This window comes from Ruminococcus flavefaciens AE3010, assembly GCF_000526795.1.
Taxonomy (GTDB): Bacteria; Bacillota; Clostridia; order Oscillospirales; family Ruminococcaceae; genus Ruminococcus; species Ruminococcus flavefaciens_D.
This window is the reverse complement of the sequence record NZ_JAGT01000001.1, coordinates 914,375-940,549: the sequence shown is the minus strand read 5'-3', so window position 1 is coordinate 940,549 and position 26,175 is coordinate 914,375. Positions and strand designations below refer to the sequence as shown.

The window sequence follows — 26,175 nt, the reverse complement described above, 5'->3', positions numbered from 1 at the left end:
TTCTTTAAAAAAGCCTGTATTTCGAGAAAGATTCCGGGATACAGGCTTTTTTGTTACCTACAGAAAGCAGTTTTAACTGCAATTTCTCAGTCGCGTGTGACCAATTTACAGTTAAAAATCACACGAAAATTATAGGTAGTACAAAGCTATGAAAATAAACAGCTCCCGTGAGGAAGCTGTTGTTCTTATATATCATAATTCTTATCATGTGTCAACTGTTATTGCAGATCAAATCTGTATTTTTTTCTATGTGTCAGTTAATAAATTTGCCTTAATTAATATAGAAGAGGTTTCGTTTTTAGGGCTATTTTATGAAAACCTTTAATATATGTAGTGATTAGTAATTAAAGGAAAAGCTTTTTGCTGAAAAGCTAATCATTAGTTGTTGGATTCTAAATATAAAATTGAACAAAAGCTTACTGAAAATGCTTTTGCAGTATTTAGACAAGCAATGACCGATAGAATATATTTGGAGGTGAAGCACATGAATGAGTTCAGTAAAGCAGGTTATCATTCAGCGCAAAAGACGGTTGCGATAGGGAAGAGTCATTTTATTATTGAAAATCTTTCTCCTGACAAAACGGATGAGTGTGTTATAAAAGCTGCTGAAGAGGAGCTGTATGATGTATTTTCAAAATACAAAAAACATCTAGACAAAGAATGAAATATATGATATACTGTTTACGGTGGAGTGTGATGCACTCTGCCGTCGGCAGCTCTGAAAGGAGCTGATATTGTGATTGCGATTTACGCAAGACAGTCTGTTGATCGTGCGGACAGTATCTCAATCGAGCAACAGATAGAATTATGCAAATATGAAACGAGAGGGGAACCTTTCAAGACCTACATCGACAAAGGCTACAGTGGAAAGAATACAAACCGTCCTGAGTTCACACAGATGATGAGCGACATCAGGGAAGGCTTCATAAATACGGTCATCGTTTACAAGCTGGACAGAATAAGCCGTTCCATACTGGATTTTTCAAACATGATTGAGATGTTCAGTAAACGCAAAGTGCAGTTTATTTCTGCCACTGAAAAGTTTGACACCTCGTCGCCTATGGGAAATGCAATGCTCAACATCTGTATAGTGTTTGCTCAGCTTGAGCGTGAGACTATACAGAAGCGAGTAGCGGACGCATACTTCTCGAGAAGTCATAGGAGCTTTTTCATGGGCGGAAGTATACCGTATGGCTATCGGACAGTACCTACCGTTATAGACGGTATACATACTTCGATGTACGAGCCTGTTCCCGAGGAAGCAAATGTCGTTCGTATGATCTATGAGATGTATTCTCAGCCGCAGACATCTTACGGAGATATCATTGACAGGATAAATGAACTCGGTATAAAGAAGCGCGGTAAAGTCTGGGTAAGGCAAAGAATAAGGGAGATAATCAGTAATCCCATATATGTTAAGGCTGACCTTGATGTGTATAATTTCTTCAAGGATCACGATGCTGAACTTGTTAATCCGCCATCGGACTTCATAGGTGAGAATGGCTGCTATAGTTACAAGAGCCGTGAAGCTGAAAGGAAAGACATTTCTAAGATCGAAGGAACTCAGATAGTGCTTGCACCTCACAAAGGAATAATCGAGTCTTCTGTATGGCTCAGATGCCGTGAGAAATGTCTGGGCAGGAAGCAGATGATACCTGTGCAGAAAGCCAAACATACATGGCTCAGCGGTAAGATCAAGTGCGGAGTATGCGGATATGCAGTTACTGCTAAAGAGTTTGACGGCGGGCGGAGACGTTATCTCAGGTGTTCTAACAGGCTCAATTCAAAGACCTGCAAGGGTACGGGAACTCTGTATACAAATGAAGTCGAAAGCGTTGTATATAATGAAATGAAAGAAAAGCTGGCGCAGTTTCGTCACCTGTCTCCTTCGGAGAATGAAGTCCCGAATATTGAGCAGACTCAGCTTGAAAACGAGCTGGCTGTGATAGATAAGGAGATATCGGAGCTTCTCAAAAAGGTGAAAGATTCGGACAATGCTCTGTTTCGGTACATAAATGAGAGGATAAATGCTCTTGATGTCAGGAAGGACGAGATAAATGAGCGCATCAAGGAACTCAGCCGCAAGAATGAAATCCCTGTTGATGAGATTGACAATCACCTTACTATGTGGGAAGAACTGAGTTTTGATGACAAGCGCAGAGTGGTCGATACGCTGATAAAAGTCATATATGCAACAAGTGAAAAAATAACCATTAAATGGCGATTTTAAGCCATCTTGCATGATGTGGTGAAGCGCTTAGGATAGCACAGGAAAAGCTTAACTCCAAGAACTTCTATGCCTGCAATCCCTCTTTTGATAAAAAATGCGGTAAAGCATGATAGCAAAATGTAATACTCAGCAGTCGGTTTACTTGAAGTATAAAAGCTTATTTTTTGTTTCGTTATAATATCTAAAAAGCAGAGCACAAATTAGTTGAAACAGCGGAATAATGCAAAAATCTCCGATTTGTGCTTGACTTACTGAGAGTAATATGCTATAATGTATACAAGAAAAGTACTTGATTTATCCGATACCTGAACATCGGAGTGAAAAGTATAGATGGGGAATCGAAAGAGGATATCGAAGCTGTCGGCGTATGTCGGCAGCTTCGTGCGTTTACGACGGCTTTCTCGGAAATATTTCGGGAGAAGCCGTCTTTTTGCGTCAGAAAAAGCTGTTTCGGACTGCCGAGAAAGAGAGAATCCTCAAAAATCAAAAGAAAAAACAGCGGAAAATGTCGAGAAAAAACTCTTTGCGCAAGGTCTCAGGGCTGATATACTTGCTTTAAAAGGAGTGAACGCAATGTTTAGAGCGGTTTGCGGCGTTATTGCCGCTGTTTTTTTATTTTTTGCGGCAGCTTTCAGCGCTTTCGGAGCAGAAAAGACTGACCTGAAATATTCCATTATCGACGGCGAAGCGGTCATAACAGGCTTTACGGGTGAGCCGACGGAGCTTGAAATCCCCGAATTTATCAGCTGCTACCCCGTTACTGAGATACGTGACAACGCATTCTGTAATTGCAGCACTTTGAAGTGCATCAGTCTGCCGAGCACGCTCGCAAAGCTGGGACACCACAGCTTCTACGCCTGCGATTCTCTGGAGAACATAGCTCTTCCCGAGGGACTTGCCGAGATAGGCGAAGGCAGCTTCTGCGGCTGTTCAGAGCTTGCCGCCGCGGAGCTTCCCGATACTTTGGAGCAGCTTCCCGATTCCTGTTTCCGTGCCTGTACAACGCTGAAAGAGATAACGCTGCCGAGCAGTCTTAAAACCATGGGAGCATTCTGCTTTGCAGGCTGCACAGACCTTGAAATGGCGGAGACAGGGGAGCTTCTTGAGTCAATGGGAGACAGAGCTTTTTTTATGTGTGACAGACTGAACAGCTTTGATGTGCCGTCAGCCTGCACGGCGATAGGTACACAGGCGCTTGGATATACCTGTGACGGCAATATGGAACTGTGTAAGCGGGATATGGTCATTAAGGGCACCAAGGGTTCAGCGGCAGAGCTTTACGCAGCGGACAACGGTCTGCGATTTTATATGTCAGAGAACGCTGCGGACGGTAACGGAAGTAAAGCAGCTTTTCTGGGACTGACAGTATTTCTGATACTCACATTGTTACTTCTGAGAATTGTTTTGACTGATTGGTCTGACCAAAAGCTTAAATAATTAACACTGTTTTCAACGCTGACCATAAATTGCGCTTTGTAAAATGCTTACCAATTTGAGGAATATTTGCAGAAACAGCTTGCTTTTTCTGTAAAAATATGCTATGATATATATGTGTGTATGCGTTAAGTCCGATGATTAAGATTAGGCACTTAAATTATCGGTTTAATAAATATTATACAATGATCTGGAGGGATCAAATTGAAGAAAGAAATACTAAAGCGGTCCGCGAGCACTGTAGCGGCTGCTGTCATCGCCGCGGCGGCGATGAGCCTTCCCTCTGCTGCACCGAGATCTCTTTCGGGAGTATCGGCTGCCGACAATGTCCTCAAATACGAATTCGAGGACGGCAAGACAAGTGGAGGAAAGATCCACGCAAACGGAGTTTCAGACGTGAAGCTTGGCGACTTCCCCGAAGATACCGACCTCAGCGGATACTCGGGAAAGGGCTTTGCTTACCTCGACCAGAAGGGCACTACCCTCAGCGTTGAGGTCGATGTGCCCCAGGACGGTCTCTATGAGCTGACCATATGCTACTGTGAGCCCAGCGACCCCAACAAGAAGGTGCAGTACCTCAACGTCAACGGCGTCAATCAGGGAGAGCTGACCTGTCCCTACACCAACAAGTTCGCGGAGACCTCGGGTGGCGTGGTGAATCTGAAAAAGGGCAGGAACACCATTGAGCTGAAAGCTTACTGGGGCTATACCTTTTTCGATTACCTTACTCTGAAGCCTGCTTCCGAGAAGCTCACCAATCTCTCGCCAACGAGAGAGCTTTGCAATCCAAAGGCTTCCGAGACCACAAAGAGGCTTTACAGCTATCTCTGTGACGTCTACGGAGAGCATGTCATCTCAGGTCAGCAGGAATACTGCGGCGACCACAACTACAATTTATGGAACAGTCCCGATGTGTTCATCAAGGACAACGAGGCGGAGTTCGAGTACATACTTGAAAAGACAGGCAAGCAGCCTGCTATCCGCGGTATCGACTTCCTTGCCTACAACACTTCCTCGGACTGGCGAGACCACGCTCCCGAGCGCGTTATCGAGTGGGTAAACAAGTACCACGGTATCGCAACAGTATCATGGCACTGGAATGTGCCCTGTGAAAAGGGAAGCGAAGATGTTGCGTTCTACGTTGAGTCGGCAAATCCCAAGTTTACCACATTCAGTATTTCCAAGGCTCTTGAGGAGGGCACATGGGAAAACGAGGTCATAATGAAGGATATCGAGCTCATCGCAGGCGAGTTCAAAAAGCTCAAGGACGCCGATGTACCTGTTCTGTTCAGACCTCTCCATGAGGCTGAGGGAGCATGGTTCTGGTGGGGAGCTGAGGGTGCCGAGCCCTGCAAGAAGCTCTACCGTCTGCTCTATGACAAGCTGACCAACGAGTACGGTCTGGACAATATCATCTGGGTGTGGACGAGCTCCACTTCACCTGCCGCAAAGGATTGGTATCCCGGCGACGATGTTGTTGATATACTGGGCTGCGACAAGTACAACTGTGCGGACGGCGTGGCAAATCTAAGCTCCATAGCGTCCACATTCTACAGCATGGTTCAGATAACCGACGGTCAGAAAATGGTGACCATGTCCGAGAACGACTCCATACCCTCACTTGAAAACCTCGTAAATGACAAGGCTGCATGGCTTTACTTCTGTCCGTGGTATATGAACTACCTCACAAGCGAGCAGAACAACCCTGTGGACAACCTTATTGAGATATATCAGAGCGACTACTGCATAACTCTCGACGAGCTTCCCGACCTGAAAACATACCCCATAAACGGCGGCGGTGAGACAGTTGTGACAGGCACTACCACAAAGCCTGCCGTTACAACAACGACGGCTGCGACAACAACTACAACTGCTGTCAGTAGTACAACAACTGCAGCAACTTCTTCCTCAACAACTTCTAAGCCTGCTGCAACAACTTCTGTTACGACTTCCGTTACAACAGTGAAGCCCCCTGACGGCAAGAACAAAAAGGGCGACGCCAACTGCGACGGCTCAGTTGATATGGCAGATGTGGTGCTGATAATGCAGGCTCTTGCAAATCCAAATAAATACGGCACAAGCGGTTCCGACCCCAAGCACATCACTGCACAGGGCTCGGAAAACGCAGATGTGGACACTTCAAGCAAAGGACTCACTTCAAACGACGCACTGGAGATACAGAAGCATCTCCTCGGTCTTTCAAAGTGGGATTAAAAAAAATATAAAGATTCACATTATAAAAGGGAGGAATTATGATGAATCACAAAAAACTGACCGCAGCGATTGTGAGTATGGTCACTGCGGCAACTTCAATGTGTACGATGCTGTCGCCTGTACAGGCGGTAGACGCCGACACTGAGGAGCAGCAGTTCTGCGCTCCCATAAGCGAGGTCGTAAATGACTCGGGTCTTGATATCGACTACGCCCGTGCACTTCAGTATTCACTTTATTTCTATGACGCAAATATGTGCGGAGATACTGTTGATCGGGACAGCCGTCTCTCATGGCGCGGAAACTGTCATACCTATGACGCTCACGTTCCTATGATACCATGGGACAAGGAGACCAACAAGCAGAGCAAGGGCGGTACTAACCTTTCTGCTTCATTCATGGAAAAGTACAAGGATGTCCTCGACCCTGACGGCGACGGCACTATCGACGTTGCAGGCGGCTTCCACGACGCAGGTGACCACGTTGAGTTCGGTATGCCCGAGAACTACTCGGCAGCTACCCTCGGCTGGGATTACTATGAGTTCCGCGATGTATTCAAGAAGCTGGAACAGGACGACCATATGGAGACTATTCTCCGTCACTTCAACGATTACCTCATGAAATGTACCTTCCTTGATGACAGCGGCAAGGTAGTTGCTCACTGCTATCAGGTCGGTGACGGTAATATAGATCACGCTATCTGGAACAGCCCCGAGGTAGATACAATGCCTCGTCCCGCTTTCTTCCTTACTGCTGACAAGCCGCAGATCGACTACGCTGTTTCAGCCTGTGCTGCACTGTCTATCAACTACCTTAACTTCAAGGATACAGATGAGGAATATGCAGCAAAGTCACTGAAATACGCAAAGGCTCTCTGGGACTTCACAAACGACGCTATCGACCGTATCGGCGATTCAACTGAGCTCCTTTCTGATAACGCAGACGGTCCGGGTGCATTCTACGGCTCTACAAAGTGGGAGGACGACTATTGCTGGGCTGCTGCATGGATGTATCTTGCAACAGGCGACGAGAAGTCCTTTGACTACGCTGTAAAGATATTCGATTACTATGCTCCTTCGGGCTGGTGCTACTGCTGGAACGATATGTGGAGCGGCGCAGGCGTTATGTGGGCTGCTATCAATCAGGAGCACCCCGATCTCGACCTTGTCCAGAAGATAAGAGACGCACAGGGCAAGAACCAGTACGTATTTGACGATTTCTGGGACAATGACTGTGTGGGCAAGTGCCTTAAAACATGGCAGCAGCTTGAGACAAAGGGCGGCTTTGCATACCTCAATCAGTGGGGCAGCTGCCGTTACAATACCGCTATGCAGATGATATGCCTTGTTTACGACAAGTACAAGAACAACGGCAAGCCAAGCGAGTGGAGTGAATGGGCTAAGAAGCAGATGGACTACGTTCTCGGTAAGAACGAGATAACCTATAAGGAAAACTCCAAGCAGACCGTTCTTGCAGGCAAAAACGGCTCAAGCGGTCCGAGAGCGTTCATCGTTGGCTATAACGATAACGCTGTAAAGAATCCTCATCACCGTGCTGCATCAGGACTCCTTATGGCTGAGGATCCCCGTGAGCAGAAGCACATCCTCTGGGGCGCTCTTGCAGGCGGTCCTGACGGAAGCGACGGCCACAGCGACAGCACAAACGACTGGGTAGAGAACGAGGTAACTATCGACTATAACGCTTGTCTCCCGGGCGCAGCAGCAGGTCTCTACGCACTTTACGGCACACCTGAAATGGCTGTTACTCCTGACTTCCCGCCTGCTGACGAGAAGAGAGTTTACGGCAGCGGTGCAGGCGGCGAAGGCGGCAGCGGCTACTGGATCGAGGCTGTGGCAGTTGACAAGCCTAACAAGAACGGTGACGGCGCAGGTACTACACAGGTATCCTTCAAGGTACTCTCAGGCGAGAGCAAGCCTTCAAAGAAGATATCAGTACGTTACTTCTTCAATATAAGCGAAATGTCCAAGGGCATAGACGGCCTCGGCGAGGTTCGTGAGCTCTATGACCAGTCAAGCACAGAGGACGGCGCTGTAGGCGCTGACGGTGTTCTCACAGGCCCATTCAAGTATGACAAGGCAGCTGATACCTACTATGTAGAGGTCACATGGGACGGCTATGTAATAGCAAACTCAGGCAAGAAGTATCAGTTCGACCTCGGTATGTACTACGGTGACGTATGGGATCCGAGCAACGACTGGAGCTATCAGGATCTCAAGATCGGTGACAGCAACGACTTCTTTGCAGTTGATGATCCGCCCGAGCAGCGTACAGATTACATCTGTATCTACGATGACGGCGTGCTCGTAGGCGGTATCGAGCCTGACGGCACAAAGCCTGAACCCAAGGAGGACGACAAGACAACAACTACTACCAAGCCTGTTACAACAACCACAAAGAAAACCACAACTGTGACAACAATGGTAGATCCTTCCAAGAGAACTACAACTACTACAGCAGGTCCGACTACAGTAACAGCTACAGGAACCGGCGATCCGTTCTCACATGGCAGTGCGAACACTGTCACAAAGGCAGGCGACGCTAACTGCGACGGTCAGGTAGATATGTCTGATGTTGTTCTCATAATGCAGTCACTTGCAAATCCAAACAAGTACGGCATCGGCGGTACTGATAAGAAGGCGCTTACCGAGCAGGGCTCTGCAAATGCAGATGTTGATACAAAGGTAAAGGGCGTTACATCAAACGACGCACTTATGATACAGGAATTCCTTCTCGGCAAGGTAAAGTCACTTTAATAACAATGAAAAGCTGCACTGAAAAGTGCAGCTTTTTTTATGCCATTATTTACTTGTTGTTTTCGCATTTTTGCTGTGTTATAATTTTATCGTACTTGAAAAAGGAGATGAAACTTCATGGGCAATAAAAGGTTCGGAATGTTCAAGGGCTTCGGGAGGGCCATGTCTTTCGGGAAAAGCAGTGCGAAAGTATACGTAAAGGCGCTTACGGGCAAGACCTTTGCCGACGTTGCGGGACAGGACGAAGCAAAGGAGGCTCTTGCGGAAATAGTGGACTTTCTGCACTGTCCCGAGAAGTATGCTGAAATAGGCGCCAAGCTGCCAAAGGGAGCTCTCCTTGTGGGACCGCCCGGGACGGGAAAAACTCTCCTTGCACAGGCTGTGGCGGGTGAGGCAGATGTACCCTTTTTCTCCATATCAGGCTCTGAGTTCGTGGAGATGTTTGTAGGAGTAGGAGCCGCAAAGGTTCGGGACTTATTCAGACAGGCTGCGGAAAAGGCTCCCTGCATAGTCTTTATTGACGAGATAGACACCATAGGCAAGAAGCGCGAGGGACAGACGGGAAGCAGCGACGAACGGGAGCAGACTCTGAATCAGCTCCTGACAGAAATGGACGGCTTCGACGGGAACAAGGGCGTTGTGATACTTGCAGCCACCAACCGTCCCGACTCTCTTGACCCTGCGCTGCTTCGTCCCGGGCGTTTCGACAGGCGCATCCCTGTGGAGCTCCCCGACCTTTCAGGCAGGGAAGCCATACTTCATGTTCACGCCCAAAAGGTAAAGCTGGACAGCGATATCGACTTCAATGCAATTGCAAGGGCTACGGCGGGGGCGTCGGGAGCGGAGCTTGCAAACATTATAAATGAAGCGGCACTGATAGCTGTCCGTGACGGGCGCAGCTTCGTGGAGCAAAAGGATATAGAGGAGAGTGTTGAGGTAGTCATCGCGGGCTATCAGCGCAGGAATGCGGTCATTTCGCCGAAAGAAAAGGAGCTCATAGCCTACCACGAGATAGGACACGCTCTTGTGGCAGCTGTACAGGCTGATTCTGCACCTATACATAAGATAACCATAGTGCCCCGCACGTCGGGAGCTCTCGGCTATACCATGCAGATAGACGAGAACGAGAAGCACCTGCTCTCAAAGGAAGAAGTCCTTGCAAAAATAACAGTCCTTACAGGGGGACGCTCCGCAGAGGAGCTGGTTTTCGGCACCTGCACTACGGGAGCTGCAAACGACATCGAAAAGGCGACCAAGCTTGCCCGTGCAATGGTGACCCGCTACGGAATGAGCAGCAGCTTTGACATGACAGCTCTTGAAACGGTGAACAACAGGTATCTGGGCGGAGATGCGTCCCTTATCTGCTCGGCGGAAACGGCTGCAAGGGTGGACGAGGAAGTCTGCTGCATAATAAAGAGCGCACACGATAAAGCTTTGAAGATACTGTCCGACAACAGGGATAAGCTTCATGAGCTGGCGTTTTTTCTCCTTGAAAGAGAGACCATAACGGGGGAGGAGTTCAGAGCCATACTTGACAAAAAAGCTGCACATGCTGTATAATTGAGACGATATATGCCAATGATAGCTGCTGAGGTGATGTTTATGAGAAAGCCAAACGGCGTTATCATGGCGGCAGGTCTTATCCTGACTATACTTATATCCAATATGAGCAGCTTCATCAGCGACGGTCGTAAGCTTGACGACCTCCGCGGCAGTGTACTGCGGCTCCATATCCTTGCAAACTCCGACAGCGACCGCGACCAGCAGCTGAAGCTGAAAGTGCGTGACAGACTGCTTGAAAGCGGTATATTCAAGTCTGCGGAGAGCCTTTCCGAAGCTGAGTCAATAGCCGAAGCGAGTATGGATAAGATAACGGATATAGCGGAGGGAGTTCTCCGCGAGAACGGCTGCGCGGACAAAGTCACTGCGGAGCTTGCTGACGTGGATTTCGGCGACAGGACATACGGGGACATCACTATGCCCTCGGGAAGGTACCGCGCTCTGCGCATTAAAATAGGAAGCGCCGAGGGCCATAACTGGTGGTGCGTCATGTATCCGCCCCTGTGTCTGCCTGCTGCATGTGATACCGAAGCTGACGGGGGTACAGATGTTGCTGAGGATAAGTCCGCAGAAGAGCATTTTGACGCAAAAGAGCTTGATATGCTGCGGAAACCGAGAAAATACAAGGTGAGATTTGCAATTTGGGACAAAATAAAAAGCGTTATCAGCGATGATGATGTGCAAAATGACAAAAATGCTCAGGCGGCTTGACAATTACAGGAAAATCGTATATAATATTTGAGTAAACAAAGCAGAACTATGCGTTCTCACCGTCGGGCTATGCTGAAACGGTCAATATGTATCGGTTTATCGTGCTGTTCTTGCGGCAGTGTGGTATTTTCAGAGACTATTGGTGAGTGCGGATAATTTCTGCACTCATTTTTGTTTTTAAATTATATTGCTTGGAGGTGCTTGACTATTAGCAAACAGGAACTGCAGATCAACGAAGAGATAAGAGACAAGGAAGTACTCGTAATCGACGCTGACGGAAAAAAGCTCGGCGTATTGTCCGCCAAAGAAGCTCAGCAGATAGCTTTCGATCAGGATCTGGATCTCGTAAAGATCGCTCCGCAGGCAACACCGCCCGTATGCCGAATCATGGACTACGGTAAGTATTGCTTCGAGCAGGCTAAGCGTGAGAAGGAAGCAAGAAAAAATCAGAAGGTCGTTTCGATCAAGGAGATCAGAATGTTCTCCACTATCGACACTCACGATTTTGAGACGAAGGTAAATCAGGCTGTCAAATTTTTAGAGGGCGGCGACAAGCTCAAGGTATCGGTAAGATTCCGTAAAAGAGCTATTGCACATCCCGAACTTGGCAACGAACTTCTTGATCGTTTCAAGGAAGCAGTTTCTGCGGCAGGCACTGTGGATAAGCCGGCTAAAATGGAGGGACGCAGCATAGTAATGTTCGTTTCCCCAAAGGCCGCTAAGTAAGGAGGATAATATAATGGCAAAGGTAAAGGTTAAAACTCACTCTGGCGCTAAGAAGCGTTTTAAGATTACAGGAAGCGGTAAGGTAAAGTACCAGCACACCAACAAGAGACACAGACTTACTCAGAAGGATACAAAGCGCAAGAGAATCGCTCGTAACGCAGGTGTGGCTGACTGCACAAATGCACCTACAATCAAGAAGCTCGTTCCTTATATGTGATCTGAGCGGATCACCGCAAAGCTTTTGAACGAATTCCCGTAATTTTAATATTTGGAGGTAAAAGACTATGGCACGTATTAAAGGTGCAATGATGACTCGTAAGAGAAGAAACAAGACTTTAAAGCTTGCTAAGGGCTACTGGGGTTCAAAGAGCAAGCACTTCAAGATGGCTAAGCAGGCCGTAATGAAGTCAGGCAACTATGCATACATCGGCAGAAAGCAGAAGAAGAGACAGTTCAGACAGCTCTGGATCACAAGAATCTCTGCTGCTGCTAAGCTCAACGGCATGAATTATTCTACATTCATGAACGGCTGCAAGAAGGCTGGTATCTCTCTCAACAGAAAGATGCTCTCCGAGATCGCTATCAACGATGCAGCAGGTTTCACAGCAATTGCTGACAAGGCAAAGGCTGCTCTTTAATCAAGAAAATAAACACGCTTCTTATTAATTTAAGAGCGTGTTTTTGTTAATTCGTAATTCGTAATGCGCAGTCATAGGCTCAGCCTTACATTGCGCATTATGGATATATACAGGCGGTGTTGTGCTATTGGAAAACATCATCACTTCAAAAGATAATCCAACTGTCAAGCTGTATCAGAAGCTTTCCAACTCGAAAAAAGAGAGGCTTCAGTACGGCTTATTCGTGTTGGAGGGACTCAGGATAGTTACTGACGCTCTCAGTGAGGACAGCGGCATTACTCAGCTGATACTTACCCAGAAAGCGCAGGAGCGCTTCGGGGAGGAGCTTTTGCAGGCTGATTTGAGAAACACAAGGACGATTGTCATTTCAAATGAGCTTGGCAACAAAATCGCTTCAACCGATACGACTCAGGGAGTATTTGCCATGTGCAGGATACCTGCACAGCGAAGCGTGAGGAGTATAATGAAAAGCGGCGGAAAGTATCTGGTGCTTTTCGGACTTCAGGACCCCGGCAATGTGGGAATGATGATAAGAACAGCCGACGCTCTCGGCATTGACGGAGTTATAATGTCGGGCAGCTGCGACCTTTACAGTCCAAAGGTAATACGCTCAACTATGGGCTCGGTGTTCAGAATGGATATCGCAATTGAAAACGACGCAGATGTGCTCTTTGCACAGCTTGACGAAGCAGGAGCGCTTACATCTGCCGCAGTAATAGACAAGGACGCACAGCCTGTTACGGAGTGCAGCTTTGACGGCACTCAGGCAGTATTCATCGGCAACGAGGGCAACGGACTTCCTGCCGATATCGCACAGCGCTGCACTCGCCGTGTCATAATACCAATGCACGGAAATATCAACTCCCTCAACGCGGCAATGGCTGCGGGTATACTTATGTGGGAGCTCAGCAAGTAAAACAACATTGACTTTTGGCTAAAGGGGGGCTTGGCTATGGAGGAGACAAAATACTGGGTGTGGCTGAATATGGTATTCGACACGGGAAATCATCGCATATGGGAGGTAATGAGCTTTTTCAGAACTGCTGAAAAGGCGTACCTTTCCCTTAGCTCGGACAGCTCTGTAGTGAGCCTTAACGAAGCCGAAAACAAAAATGTACATTCGGTACAGCTCCATACTGCAGAGAGCTTTCTTGTCAGCTGCTCAAAGCGCGGTATAGGAGTAATTGCCATAACAAGTCCCGAATATCCCGAGCAGCTGCGGCATATATATAATCCGCCGTCGGTGCTTTATTACAAGGGCAATATCGCCTGCTTGCAGAATGAGCTTACGGTGACTGCTGTGGGAACGCGAAAAGCCACAGCCTACAGCCTGAAAGCCGCAAAGGAGATATGCTCGGAGCTCTCTGCACGGGGAGCTGTCATAATCAGCGGCTTTGCAGTAGGCATTGACCTTGCGTGCAGCATGGCTGCCGTTGATATGGGACGTCCTACGGTCTGCGTAATGGGCTGCGGAGTTGACGTTGACTACCCGAAACAGAACTTCATCTACAGGGACGCTGTCATATCCGCAGGAGGAGTGTTCCTCTCGGAATTCCCGCCTGCAACTCCGCCGAATTCGCCTAATTTCCCCAAGAGGAACCGTATACTCGCTGCTCTCGGAAAGGCTGCTGTAGTCTTTCAGGCAGGAGCCAAAAGCGGCTCGCTCATAACGGCAAATCTTGCCGCAGGACAGGGGAGAGATGTTCTCTGCCTGCCTCCTGCCGACATATTCAGCGGCGAGTTCGCAGGCAATATCAAGCTGCTGCGTGACGGTGCCATACCGATGTATGACGCCTCGGACGTTATGGAATGTATAACGGGCAGAAAAGCTCAGCCCGAGACAGCAGTCAAAAGAGGAAAGGATGTATTTGCCGAGGTGCCAAAGCTTTCCGACGATGAAATACGGTCAGCCTTTATGGTGCTTAACGGCATAGATAACAATGAGCAGGAAAGTCCTGCCCAAAATGATGGATACGAGCTGCCGAATGATCTTTCTGAACAGCAGATGCGCATTTCGGAAGCTCTTCTGGACGGTGCAAAGCATGCCGACGAGCTTGCACAGCATCTTGAAATAGACCCTTCGGAGCTTATGACGGAACTGACCGAGCTTGAGATATTCGGTATAGTGCGTTCACTTCCGGGAAAAATGTATGAACTTATCAGATAAGGGGAACTTTAAATGTCAGATTTAGTCATAGTAGAGTCGCCTGCAAAGGCAAAAACTATTCAGAAATACCTTGGTACAGGCTATGAGGTAATAGCCTCCATGGGACACGTCCGCGATCTTCCGAAGTCAAAAATGGGCGTGGACAAGGATAACGACTTCAAGCCTCAGTATACGGATATGAAAGGCAAGGAGGACGTTATCAGAGAACTGAAAAAGCGCGCCAAGAAGTGCGATAAGATATATCTCGCTACCGACCCCGACCGCGAGGGAGAAGCTATATCATGGCATATAGCTCAGATGCTGAAGCTTGATATGAACGAGGATAACCGCGTGGCGTTCAATGAGATCACCAAGACAGGCGTCAAGAACGGTATGAGCAATCCTCACAAGATCGACGTTGATCTTGTAAACGCTCAGCAGGCACGCCGTATCCTTGACCGTCTTGTGGGTTACGAGCTCAGTCCGTTCCTGTGGAAAAAGGTTAAGAGAGGACTGTCAGCAGGAAGAGTTCAGTCCGTTGCGGTACGCCTTGTAGTTGACCGCGAGAACGAGATAAGAGCATTCGTGCCAAAGGAGTACTGGTCTATCGATGCCAAGTTCACAGCTCCGTCGTCAAGAAAGGTTTTCGACGCAGCTCTTGTAGCCGTTGACGGCGAAAAGCTTGAAATAGCAAATCAGGCAGAGGCAGACGGACTTCTGAAAAGACTGGAGAACGCCGAGTATACAGTTACATCTGTAAAGAAGCGCGTTACTAAGAAGCAGCCCGCACCTCCGTTTATTACCTCCACCTTGCAGCAGGAAGCTTCACGCAAGCTCAGCTTCAGTGCAAAGCGCACCATGAAGGCTGCACAGGAGCTTTACGAAGGTGTTGACGTACAGGGCGTGGGCGCAGTAGGTCTTATCACATACATGAGAACAGACAGCCTGCGTATATCCGACGAAGCGAAAAAAGCTGCCGCTGATTATATCGGAACAGTTTACGGCAAGGACTACCTGCCCCCTGAGCCAAGAAACTTCAAGACCAAGAGCAACGCTCAGGACGCTCACGAAGCTATACGTCCGTCAACTCCCGAGCTCACTCCCGAGAGAGTAAAGTCAAGCCTCAGCGCCGACCAGTATAAGCTCTATAAGCTCATATGGGAGCGCTTCATCGCAAGCCAGATGGCAAACGCTCTCCTTGATACCGTTTCCGCTGATATCGACGCAAACGGCTGTACATTCAGAGCTTCGGGCTATTCCGTAAAGTTCGACGGCTTCATGGCTCTTTATGTTGAGTCAACAGATTCCGAGGACGGCACAAAGAAAATGCTTCCCGAGCTTAAAGCTGAGGATAAGCTGAAGCTGAAATCCATTGCAGGCAACCAGCACTTCACACAGCCGCCTCCGCGCTATACGGAAGCTTCCCTTATAAAGGCTCTTGAAGAAAACGGCATAGGCAGACCAAGTACCTATGCTCCTACTATAACCACTATAACCTCACGCCGTTACGTTGAGCATGAGGGCAAGGCTTTGAAGCCCACAAATCTGGGCGAGGTCATCACAGAGCTGATGAAGGACCACTTCAAGAAGATAGTTGACGCAAAGTTCACCGCTGAAATGGAAAACAACCTCGACGAGGTGGAGCACGGTGAAAAGGACTGGGTAAGCACCCTCCGCGAGTTCTACGACGATTTCTCCGAGACGCTCAAAAAGGCAGAGGAAGCTATGGACGGCAAGCGCGTCAAGGTCCCCGACGAGGAGACCGACGTGGTCTGTGAGCTCTGCGGCAGGAATATGGTAATAAAGTACAGCAAGTACGGAAAATTCCTTGCATGTCCGGGCTTCCCGGAGTGCAAGAACACAAAGAAGATAGTTACCGAGACCGAGGGCAGCTGCCCCAGATGCGGCAGGAAAATGCTGCTGAAAAAGTCCAAGAAGGGCAGGAGCTTCTACGGCTGCGAGGGCTTCCCCGAGTGCAGCTTCATGACATGGAACGTCCCCACAAAGGAGCTTTGTCCACAGTGCGGCAAGAGCCTGTTCATGAAGGGCGGCAAGTCGGGCAAGCTGGTCTGCGAGAACGAGGGCTGCGGCTATGAAAGAGAGCTGAAAAAATGATAGTAAACGTTATCGGTGCAGGACTTGCAGGCTGCGAGGCTGCATGGGCTGTTGCCGAAGCAGGCATAAAAGTAAGGCTTTTTGAGATGAAGCCCGAGAAGTTTTCACCTGCTCATAAATACGGCGGATTTGCGGAGCTTGTCTGCTCCAATTCGCTGAAAGCTGCAAGACTTGAATCTGCTGCGGGACTTCTCAAATACGAAATGGAAATGCTTGGCTCACTGACTGTGCCCTGCGCAAAGGCAAATTCCGTTGAAGCAGGCGGCGCTCTTGCAGTTGACCGCGAGAAGTTCTCCGACGCAGTTACGGAAAAGATAAAGAGCCACCCCCTTATCGAGGTCATAGGCGGCGAGGTGACAGAGCTTCCCGAGGGCACGACAATAATCGCCACAGGTCCTCTCACACAGGGAGCTATGGCTGATATCATAAAGGAGTTATGCGGCGAGGGACTGAGCTTTTATGATGCAGCTGCGCCTATTGTGACTGCCGAGAGCATAGATATGGAAAGAGCCTTCTATGCTTCGCGCTATGACAGAGGGGACGCAGATTACGTAAACTGTCCCATGAACAAGGAGGAGTACCTTGCTTTTTACGAAGCGCTCATCGCTGCTGAAAAGGTGCAGCTGAAAGACTTTGAGACCCACCCCTTCAGCGTATACGAGGGCTGTATGCCTATCGAGGAACTTGCCTCCCGAGGTGTGGACACCATGCGCTTCGGACCTATGAAGCCTGTGGGTATCGACAACCCACGCACAGGCAGGCGTCCCTACGCAGTTGTACAGCTCAGAAAAGAGAACCGCGAGGGTACGCTTTTCAACCTTGTGGGCTTCCAGACAAACCTGAAATTCGGCGAGCAGAAGCGTGTATTCTCAATGATAACTGGACTTGAAAATGCCGAGTTCATGCGCTACGGAGTAATGCACAGAAATACCTTTATCAACAGTCCAGAGCTGCTCAACTCCGACTTCTCCATGAGAAGCCGTCCCGAGATATACTTTGCCGGACAGATAACGGGAGTTGAGGGCTATATGGAGTCAGCGGCAAGCGGTCTCATGGCGGGCATTGCTGCTGCAAGAAAAATAAAGGGACTTGAGCCCATGAAGCTGCCATTGGATACCATGACGGGAGCTCTTTCACACTATATAAGCGACCCCTTCAACAGCGGAAGCTTTCAGCCAATGGGCGCAAATATGGGAATACTTCCCGACATCGGTGTTAAGATAAGAGACAAAAAGGAACGCTACGGCGCATATGCGCAGCGTGCGGTAAACTCGCTGAGAGGAGAGCTTGATAGAATTGGCTGTAAAAGTTATAGTTGACGCTTTCGGAGGAGACAATGCTCCTCTGGAGGTGCTCAGAGGATGTGCAAGAGCAGTCAGCGAGCTGGGCGTGAGCATAATCCTCACAGGCAGAGAGCCTGAGATAAAAAGCTGCGCCGAGAAGAACGGCATAAGCCTTGACGGCATGGAGATAGTCCATACCGATGATGTTTTTGATATACATGAGGAACCGAAGGAAATAATCAAGTCAGGGAAGAATACTTCCATGGGGCTTGGTCTGACCATGCTGGCTGAGGGTAAGGGCGACGCCTTTGTATCCGCAGGCAGCACGGGCGCTCTCGTTATGGGAGCTTCCTTCATCGTCAAGCGTATCAAAGGTATCAAGCGTATAGCTCCGTCACCTGTTATGCCTGCTGACAAGGGCAGCTTTGTGCTTGTGGACGCAGGCGCCAATACGGAATGCCGTTCCGAGATGCTGCTCCAGTTTGCAATTATGGGAAGCGCCTACATGGAAAAAGTCATGGGCGTGAAAAGTCCAAAGGTAGCCCTGCTGAATATCGGCGCTGAGGAGACAAAGGGCAGAGAGCTTGAAATAGAAGCATATAAGCTCCTTGAAGCCTCGGAGCTCAACTTCGTTGGCAATATCGAAGCAAGAGATATGCCAAAGGGCGAGGTGCAGGTAGTGGTCACTGACGGCTTCACAGGCAATATCGCACTGAAGCTCTACGAGGGCATGGGCAGCTTCTTCTCAAAGAAGCTCAGATGGTTCTTCTCGGGAGCAGGCAAGATAGGCGCTCTTTTTGCAATGAAGAAGATAAACACATTCCGCAAACAGATGGATTACAAGGAAGTGGGCGGCTCTGCGCTTTTAGGCGTGAGAAAGCCCGTTATAAAAGCACACGGCAGCTCTGACGGAACGGCGTTCTTCAATGCCGTAAGACAGGCTAAACGCTGCGTGGACGGCAATGTCGCAGGCGTCATAGAGGGCTATGTGGCCCGTATGTCAGCCGCAGACAAGGAGTGATTACAATGAAAGACCTTTCAAGTTTTGAAGAAATATTAGGCTATAAATTCAAGGACACAGAACTGCTGAAACAAGCACTCTCTCACTCGTCATACGCAAATGAAAAGAAACGCCCCAACGGCAGCAACGAGCGTCTCGAATTTCTGGGAGACAGCGTGCTGTCAATAGTGGTGTCGGACTTTTTATACAAGAACCTCAACGTGGCAGAGGGGGAGCTCACCAAGATGAGAGCCTCTCTGGTATGCGAGAAATCCCTGCATATATTTGCGCAGCAGATTGGCTTGGGAGATTACCTTCTCCTTGGCAAGGGCGAGGAAAACACAGGCGGACGCCAGCGCCCGTCCATACTTGCCGACGCCTTTGAGGCAGTTATCGCAGCCATATACCTTGACGGCGGTATGGAGCCTGCTGCAAAGCATATACTCCGTTTCATGCCCAAGGATATACAGCATGCAAAGAAGCCTGTTTTCAACGACTTCAAGACTGTTTTACAGGAGATAGTCCAGCAGAATCCTGAGGAAAAGGTAGAGTACGTCCTCATTGGAGAGGAGGGACCAGACCACAACAAGAGCTTTGTAGTTGAGGTCTGTCTCAACGATCAGGTCATAGGCAAGGGCAAGGGCAAGAGCAAGAAAGAAGCCGAGCAGCTTGCTGCAAAGGAAGCACTTGAGCTTATGGGCTATGAAGCACAGTAATATTTCCATATTCATTCCCCATATCGGCTGCCCTCATATGTGCAGTTTCTGCGACCAGCGTACCATCAGCGGAGCGCAGCACGCTCCCACAGGCGATGAGGTCAGGGAGATATGCGAGAGGGCGCTTGCAGAGGTAAGGGAGCCCGAAAATGCCGAGATAGCTTTTTTTGGCGGAAGTTTTACTGCCATATCCCGTGACTATATGACAGAGCTTCTCGAAGCAGCCCATGACTTCGTGGGCGAGGGTAAGTTCAGTGGCATACGCTGCTCTACACGTCCCGACTGCATTGATTTTGAGATATTGCAGCTCCTGAAAGAATACGGCGTTACCGCCATAGAGCTTGGTGCCCAGTCACTGGACGACGAGGTGCTGAAACTCAACGAGCGGGGACACACCGCACAGGACGTTGAGGACGCCTGTGAGCTTATCAGAGCATTCGGCTTTGAGCTTGGCTTGCAGATGATGATAGGGCTTTACGGCAGCACTCCCGAAAAGGAATGGGCGACCATAGAGCGTATGGCAGCTCTGCACCCCGATACCGTGAGGATATACCCAGTGGTGGTTCTGAAAAACACCCGTCTTGGAGAGCTTCTGATGTCGGGAGAATACAAGCCTTTCAGCTTTGATAAGGCTGTGGAGATAGCCGCTTCCGCAATGGCAATGTTCGAGGACAGCGGCATAAGAGTCATAAAGTGCGGACTTCACGCCAGTGAGTTCGTGGAGCGCGACATGGTAGGCGGCTTTTATCACCCTGCATTCCGCGAGCTGTGCGAGGGACTGATATATCGCCATAATATGGAATTTGAGCTGAAAAGCGAGGGCGAAATGCCGCAGACAGCGGTCATTGCGGTACACCCGTCGTGTATCAGCAAGGCAACAGGACAGAAGAGATCAAATATCATCTATTTCAAGGAGCTTGGAACAGATGTGAAAATAATCGGGGACGATAGCGTCCCCAAATACAGATGCATGCTGAGGAGGTGAGCGAATGTACCTGAAATCATTGGAAATACAGGGCTTTAAGTCCTTTCCCGATAGAATAAGTCTGACCTTTGATAAGGGACTTACCGCAGTTGTCGGTCCTAACGGAAGCGGCAAGAGCAATATAGGCGACTCGGTGCGCTGGGTACTGGGCGAGCAGTCCACAAAGACGCTCCGAGGCAACAAAATGGAGGACGTTATATTCTCGGGTACAGTTGCGAGAAAGCCCATGGGCTTTGCGCAGGTAACGCTGAATATCGACAATTCGGATAAGACTCTCCCCGACATGGATGACGAGGTGGCTATCACCCGTAAGCTCTACCGCAGCGGCGAGAGCGAGTACATGATATGCGGCAAGCCATGCCGTCTGAAGGACATCAATGAGCTGTTCATGGACACAGGATTGGGACGTGACGGCTACTCCATTATCGGACAGGGACGTATCGCAGAGATAGTGGGCGCCAAGAGCTCCGAGCGCCGCGATATCTTTGAGGAAGCGGCAGGAATCTCAAAGTTCCGCTACAAGAAATTAGAGGCTGAGAGAAAGCTCACAGCCGCACAGGAAAACCTCCTTCGTCTGACGGATATACTGTCAGAATTAGAGAGCAGAGTAGAGCCCCTGCGCATACAGTCCCAGAAAGCAGAGAAGTTCATAAAGCTTGCCGAGGAGCGCAAAAAGCTGGAGATATCCGTATGGGTGACAAAGCTTGACGAGATGAAGGTAAAGCTCGATGAGATAGAGAGCAAGATACTCGTCAGCAAGAACGAGTACGAGAACATAGAGAACGACATACAGCGCGAGGAGCAGAAGATAGCCGACGGTATCAGAAAGATGCAGGAGAGCACCATGCGTGCTGACGAGCTCCGCCGCAAGATGCTGGAGGAGGAGCAGACCTCATCTGAGATGAAGTCGGGCATCGCCGTTCTTGAAAACGACATAAAGCACTGCAATGAGGCGGTTGAAGCTGCTCAGAAGAACATCGACAGCTCCGAGGAAGCAAAGAAAGCACTGGAGCAGGAGCGCAAGGCAGTTCTTGACGGACTGGCAGAGCTTGAAGCTCAGCAAAAGGCTCTGGAAGCCGATATAAAGGCTGCCGAGGAGAGCTTCGAGAAAGCCGAGAGCGAGAGTTCAAAGCTTGGAGACTCCGTTGACAAGGCTGGCAGCGAGATAAACGCCATGTATATCAGGCAGAGCGAGCACCGCTTCACTATCGAGTCCTCAAAGGCGACCATAGAGGAGCAGACCGCCCGTCTTGCCGAGCTCCGTGAGAGCAGCGGCGATATAAGCCGCAAGCTCAGCGAATATGAAAGTCAGGAAGCCGAGATAAAGGCTGAGTCCGAGAAGAATGCATCAAGAGCAGAGGAGCTCCGCAACAAGCTCAGCGGACTTGAAAGGCTTTACAAATCACGCCGTGAGGGCTTTGAGCAGGCAAAGCAAGACTTCGAGAGAGCTCTCTATGAACTGAAAGACAAGCAGCAGCGCCGAAAGATACTCACCGACCTTGAAAACAACATGGAGGGCTTTGCTGGCAGCGTAAAGCAGGTGCTGAAAGCCTCCAAGCAGGGACGCATCGGCGGAGTTATGGGAACTGTTGCTCAGAATATAGGCGTTGAGCCAAAGTACGCAGTTGCAGTTGAGACTGCACTGGGCGGCGCTATGCAGAATATCATCGTTGAAAACGAGGACATTGCCAAGCGCTGTATCCGATTCCTTAAAGAGCAGAAGGGCGGACGTGCCACATTTCTGCCCATTACATCAGTCAAGGGCAATGAGCTCCGCGAGCAGGGACTTGAAAACTGCGAGGGCTTTGTTGCAAACGCAAACAAGATAGTTACCTACGACCCTAAGTTCAGCGGCATTATCGCTTCGCTTCTGGGACGTATAGTTATAGCCGAGGACATCGACACAGCTACACTTATCGCCAAGAAGTACGGCTACAAGTTCAGGATAGTAACTCTTGACGGACAGGTAATCAACGCAGGCGGTTCATTCACGGGCGGTTCGGCGCAGCGCTCGGGCGGTATCATAACCCGCAAGAATGAGATAGACACTCTTGACGCCGAGATAGTAAAGCTGGAAGCCGAGCGTGATACTCTCCGCGAAAAGGCTGAGAAGCTCCGTGCAGAAGCCGAGAAGCTCCGCTATGACACAGAGGCTGCCAAGGATGAGCAGGCGCAGTGCGAGGCTGACAGAGTCCGCATAGGAGCAGAGCTCAACAGTCTTGCTTCCCTTTCGGAGCAGTTCCGTACACAGTCCGAGAACTCCGAGAAGCTTGCTGCGGAGACCGAGCAGCGCATAGCTGCCGCAAAGCAGAGTATAGCTGACTCCGAAAAAGCACTTGCCGACACCGAAGCCGAGATAAAGGCAGCAGAGGAAAAGCTTGCACAGGGACAGGATACCCGCGACAAGCTGAGAGCACAGCGCGAGGAGCTGTCCGATAAGCTGTCCGAGCTGAAAATAAAGAGCATGGAGCTTGCAAAGGACGTACAGGCTCAGGAGCTTGAACTCACGCGTATCGACCGCAGAGAGGAAGAGCTGAAACACGGCGCTCACCGGTTTGAGGAGGAGATATCCCGTCAGAAGGAGCTCATTTCTCAGAAAGAAGCCGAGATAGCCGAGCTGAAGCAGAAGCTCTCCGAATTCAAGGACAATACAGCATCCTACAATGCAGAGATACAGCGCTGTCATGCAACTCATACAGAGCAGAACCGCCTTGTAAACGAGATGCAGAACGGCTTGAAGACTATCAACGATGCCAAGGAAAAGCTCTCCGCAGAGATAACACGTCTTGAAGAGCGCAAGGAGACTGTCACCCGCGATACGGACAATATCATCAGGCAGCTAATGGAGGTCTATGAGCTTACACGCTCCGAGGCTGTTGCAATGGCTGAGAAGATAGACGACATGATAGCCGCACAGGCAGAGCTCACAACAATCAAGAACAAGATACGCGCTCTCGGAAGCGTAAATGTAGACGCTATCGAGGAGTACAAGGAAGTATCCGAGCGCTATGAGTTCATGTCGGAGCAGATAGCCGACGTGCAGAAGTCCAAGACAGAGCTTGAAAAGATAATCACAGACCTTACGTCGGAGATGTGCAGGATATTCTCAGAGAGCTTTGAGATAATAAACTCAAACTTCAAGAGCATATTCGTGGAGCTCTTCGGCGGCGGAAAGGCTGAGCTCATACTCACAGACCCCGAGAACGTTCTGGAATCGGGTATCGAGATAAGCGTTGCCCCTCCCGGAAAGGTCATCAAGAACCTTATCTCACTGTCAGGCGGCGAGCAGTCATTCGTAGCTATAGCGATATACTTCGCAATACTGAAGCTGAGACCTGCACCGTTTTGTATACTCGATGAGATCGACGCGGCTCTCGATGAAGTCAACGTAAGAAAGTACGCTCAGTACCTGAAAAAATTCACGGATACTACTCAGTTCGTGCTTGTTACCCACAGACGAAGCGCTATGGAGGAAGCAAACGTGCTCTACGGCGTCACCATGCAGGAGGACGGTATTTCCAAGCTTCTCAAAATGGAGCAGGTGGATTTCCAGGAGGACGTTGCTGATATCCAGTAATTATGTCACAGTTTTGCATTTAATTTCGTTTATTAATATGGACCATGTTTGGAGGATATAATGGGACTTTTTTCTAAAATTGCCAGCGGTCTCAAAAAGACCAAGGACTTTCTTTTCGGCGGTATCCAGAGAGTTCTGAACCAGTTTACCGTCATAGATGAAGACCTCTTCGACCAACTCGAGGAGCAGATGATAATGAGCGATATCGGAGTTGAGACCTCCGAGGAGATATGCGACAGGCTCCGCAAGAAGATAAAGGAGCGCGGCATCACCGATCCCAAGGAGATAATGGGACTTATCCATGAGGTGATCTCTGAGATAATGGGCGATGATACAGGACTTGACCTGACAGTATCTCCCGCAGTTATCATGGTCATTGGTGTAAACGGCGCAGGCAAGACCACAACTATAGGAAAGCTCTGCCACCAGTTCAAGCAGGAGGGCAAGAAGGTCCTTGTTGCCGCTGCCGATACATTCCGTGCAGCTGCTATAGACCAGCTTGAGGTATGGACTCAGAGGGCAGGTGTAGAGATAGTAAAGCATGCAGAGGGCTCCGACCCGGGTGCGGTAGTATATGACGCTCTTGAAGCCGCAAAGGCAAGAGACTGCGACGTGGTAGTTATCGACACCGCAGGACGTCTCCACAACAAGAAGAACCTTATGGAGGAGCTAAAAAAGATAAACCGTATCATCGACAGCAAGGCAGGAGAGTGCTCACGTGAGATACTCCTTGTGCTTGATGCCACAACAGGACAGAATGCGGTAAATCAGGCGAAGCTTTTCAGCGAAACAGCGCCTATCACAGGTATAGTTCTCACAAAGCTTGACGGTACGGCAAAGGGCGGTATCGTTATCTCAATAAAGAACGAGCTGGGCATTCCTGTCAAGCTCATTGGCGTAGGCGAGAAGATAGACGACCTCCAGCCATTTGACAGCAATATGTTCGTTGACGCTCTCTTTGCAAGTCCCGAGCAGATCGAGGAGCTTGCCGAGGCTGAGGACGCAGAGGAGGACGAGTCCGAGGGATATGCCGAGGATGCCGAGTACGAAGAGGACGACGATACTGTTGAGGTAGACGGCGTTAAGGGCTATTATAACGAGTACGGCGCATTCGTTGCCTATGAAGAGGAAGAAGAGCCCGAGTACGAGGAAGACGAGGACTACGAGGAAGAGTCCGACGACGAAGAATACGAGGAAGAAGCTGAGACTGACGATGAGTCAGAGGATACTTCCGATGAAGATACAGACACTGAGGACAGTGAGCTGACCGAGGAAGAAAACGAAGACGACTCCGACGAGGAGGACTCAGACGATGAAGAGGCTTCCGACGAGGCTGAGGACGAGGCAGCAGAGGAAGAAACAGAAGCTGCTCCCGAGCCCGAAAAGAAGAAAAAGCGCGGCTTCTTCAGCAGACTGTTCGGAGGTAAGGACGATGATTAAGCAGCTTGTAATGGCTACAAACAATGCAAACAAGCTCCGCGAAGCCCGTGAGATACTTGCACCTCTCGGAATAGAGGTGCTCTCTCAGCGTGAAGCGGGAGCAAACTGCGCCCCCGAGGAAAACGGTACTACCTTTGCCGAGAACGCTCTTATCAAGGCAAAGGCTGTATACGAAGCCGTAAAGCTGCCTACTATCGCCGACGACAGCGGTCTCTGCGTGGACGCTATGGACGGCAGACCGGGAGTATACTCTGCGAGATACGCTCCCGAGGGACAGCACTGTGCCAAGCTCCTTGAGGAGATGAAATACGTTCCCGATGATAAGCGCGGAGCTGCTTTCGAGTGCACTATCGCTTACATCGATGAAAGCGGCAGCCATACCATGACAGGTGAGTGCAGAGGCGCTATCGGATATGAACAGCGGGGCACAAACGGCTTCGGCTACGACCCCGTATTCATGGTGGGAGACCGCACAATGGCTGAACTCACAGCTGATGAAAAGAATGCCATTAGTCACAGAGGTGCGGCTCTCAGAGAGCTGTACAAGTATCTGAAAGAAAAATGCTTTTGAGCCATTAGCGATAGTGTTCGTTTAAATATGTCGCCGAAGGCGACATATTAGCTAAAGG

At 49.5% G+C, this 26,175-nt stretch carries 19 protein-coding genes and 1 pseudogene; all 20 read left to right on the top strand.

What is annotated here, in order from left to right:
- The first annotated feature begins 385 nt into the window (after positions 1-385).
- The gene (locus N774_RS0104005) at positions 386-664 is read left to right on the top strand and encodes a hypothetical protein (RefSeq protein ID WP_037280123.1); all 279 of its coding nucleotides are present in this window, start codon (positions 386-388) and stop codon (positions 662-664) included.
- A 72-nt stretch (positions 665-736) separates the two neighbouring features.
- Positions 737-2,230 carry a recombinase family protein gene (locus N774_RS0104000; RefSeq protein ID WP_024860005.1) on the top strand — a complete coding sequence of 498 codons (1,494 nt, stop codon included), beginning with the start codon at positions 737-739 and terminating at the stop codon, positions 2,228-2,230.
- A gap of 573 nt (positions 2,231-2,803) precedes the next feature.
- Positions 2,804-3,667: a leucine-rich repeat domain-containing protein gene (locus tag N774_RS0103990; RefSeq protein WP_024860003.1), complete on the top strand. Its 864-nt coding sequence runs from the start codon at positions 2,804-2,806 to the stop codon at positions 3,665-3,667.
- A gap of 267 nt (positions 3,668-3,934) precedes the next feature.
- Positions 3,935-5,878, top strand: a complete 1,944-nt coding sequence (locus N774_RS16780) for a glycosyl hydrolase (RefSeq protein ID WP_080770546.1) — start codon at positions 3,935-3,937, stop codon at positions 5,876-5,878.
- Between the two features lie 41 nt (positions 5,879-5,919).
- Positions 5,920-8,649, top strand: coding sequence for a glycoside hydrolase family 9 protein (locus N774_RS0103980; RefSeq protein ID WP_024860001.1), 2,730 nt, complete (start codon positions 5,920-5,922; stop codon positions 8,647-8,649).
- A 117-nt stretch (positions 8,650-8,766) separates the two neighbouring features.
- On the top strand, positions 8,767-10,209 hold the full coding sequence (ftsH, locus tag N774_RS0103975; RefSeq protein WP_024860000.1) for an ATP-dependent zinc metalloprotease FtsH: 1,443 nt from the start codon (positions 8,767-8,769) through the stop codon (positions 10,207-10,209).
- A gap of 12 nt (positions 10,210-10,221) precedes the next feature.
- Positions 10,222-10,920, top strand: a complete 699-nt coding sequence (locus N774_RS0103970) for a stage II sporulation protein R (RefSeq protein WP_051463367.1) — start codon at positions 10,222-10,224, stop codon at positions 10,918-10,920.
- A gap of 201 nt (positions 10,921-11,121) precedes the next feature.
- Positions 11,122-11,646 carry a translation initiation factor IF-3 gene (infC, locus tag N774_RS0103965; RefSeq protein ID WP_024859998.1) on the top strand — a complete coding sequence of 175 codons (525 nt, stop codon included), beginning with the start codon at positions 11,122-11,124 and terminating at the stop codon, positions 11,644-11,646.
- Positions 11,647-11,659: 13 nt separating this feature from the next.
- Positions 11,660-11,863, top strand: a complete 204-nt coding sequence (rpmI, locus tag N774_RS0103960; RefSeq protein ID WP_019678115.1) for a 50S ribosomal protein L35 — start codon at positions 11,660-11,662, stop codon at positions 11,861-11,863.
- Positions 11,864-11,930: 67 nt separating this feature from the next.
- A complete protein-coding gene (rplT, locus tag N774_RS0103955) occupies positions 11,931-12,284 on the top strand; it encodes a 50S ribosomal protein L20 (RefSeq protein WP_019678114.1) in 354 nt (117 codons plus the stop codon).
- Between the two features lie 127 nt (positions 12,285-12,411).
- Entirely contained in the window at positions 12,412-13,200 is a 789-nt protein-coding gene (locus tag N774_RS0103950; RefSeq protein WP_024859997.1) for a TrmH family RNA methyltransferase, read from the top strand.
- A 36-nt stretch (positions 13,201-13,236) separates the two neighbouring features.
- Positions 13,237-14,451, top strand: coding sequence for a DNA-processing protein DprA (gene dprA, locus N774_RS0103945; RefSeq protein WP_024859996.1), 1,215 nt, complete (start codon positions 13,237-13,239; stop codon positions 14,449-14,451).
- 12 nt (positions 14,452-14,463) lie between these two features.
- Positions 14,464-16,545: a type I DNA topoisomerase gene (gene topA, locus N774_RS0103940; protein ID WP_024859995.1), complete on the top strand. Its 2,082-nt coding sequence runs from the start codon at positions 14,464-14,466 to the stop codon at positions 16,543-16,545.
- Entirely contained in the window at positions 16,542-17,864 is a 1,323-nt protein-coding gene (gene trmFO / locus N774_RS0103935) for a methylenetetrahydrofolate--tRNA-(uracil(54)-C(5))-methyltransferase (FADH(2)-oxidizing) TrmFO (RefSeq protein WP_024859994.1), read from the top strand. Before topA ends, trmFO begins: the two co-directional genes overlap by 4 nt.
- Positions 17,842-18,849 carry a phosphate acyltransferase PlsX gene (gene plsX / locus N774_RS0103930; protein WP_024859993.1) on the top strand — a complete coding sequence of 336 codons (1,008 nt, stop codon included), beginning with the start codon at positions 17,842-17,844 and terminating at the stop codon, positions 18,847-18,849. The genes trmFO and plsX overlap by 23 nt, the downstream gene beginning before the upstream one ends.
- A gap of 5 nt (positions 18,850-18,854) precedes the next feature.
- Entirely contained in the window at positions 18,855-19,544 is a 690-nt protein-coding gene (gene rnc / locus N774_RS0103925; protein ID WP_024859992.1) for a ribonuclease III, read from the top strand.
- Positions 19,531-20,529 (top strand): elongator complex protein 3, encoded by a 999-nt coding sequence (locus tag N774_RS0103920; protein WP_024859991.1) that lies wholly within the window; start codon positions 19,531-19,533, stop codon positions 20,527-20,529. The genes rnc and N774_RS0103920 overlap by 14 nt, the downstream gene beginning before the upstream one ends.
- 4 nt (positions 20,530-20,533) lie before the next feature.
- The gene (gene smc / locus N774_RS0103915) at positions 20,534-24,106 is read left to right on the top strand and encodes a chromosome segregation protein SMC (RefSeq protein WP_024859990.1); all 3,573 of its coding nucleotides are present in this window, start codon (positions 20,534-20,536) and stop codon (positions 24,104-24,106) included.
- Between the two features lie 60 nt (positions 24,107-24,166).
- Positions 24,167-25,066 (top strand): annotated as a pseudogene (ftsY, locus tag N774_RS16775) (signal recognition particle-docking protein FtsY); the annotation flags it as partial.
- A gap of 472 nt (positions 25,067-25,538) precedes the next feature.
- Positions 25,539-26,117, top strand: a complete 579-nt coding sequence (rdgB, locus tag N774_RS0103905) for an RdgB/HAM1 family non-canonical purine NTP pyrophosphatase (RefSeq protein WP_037280118.1) — start codon at positions 25,539-25,541, stop codon at positions 26,115-26,117.
- Positions 26,118-26,175 lie beyond the last annotated feature (58 nt).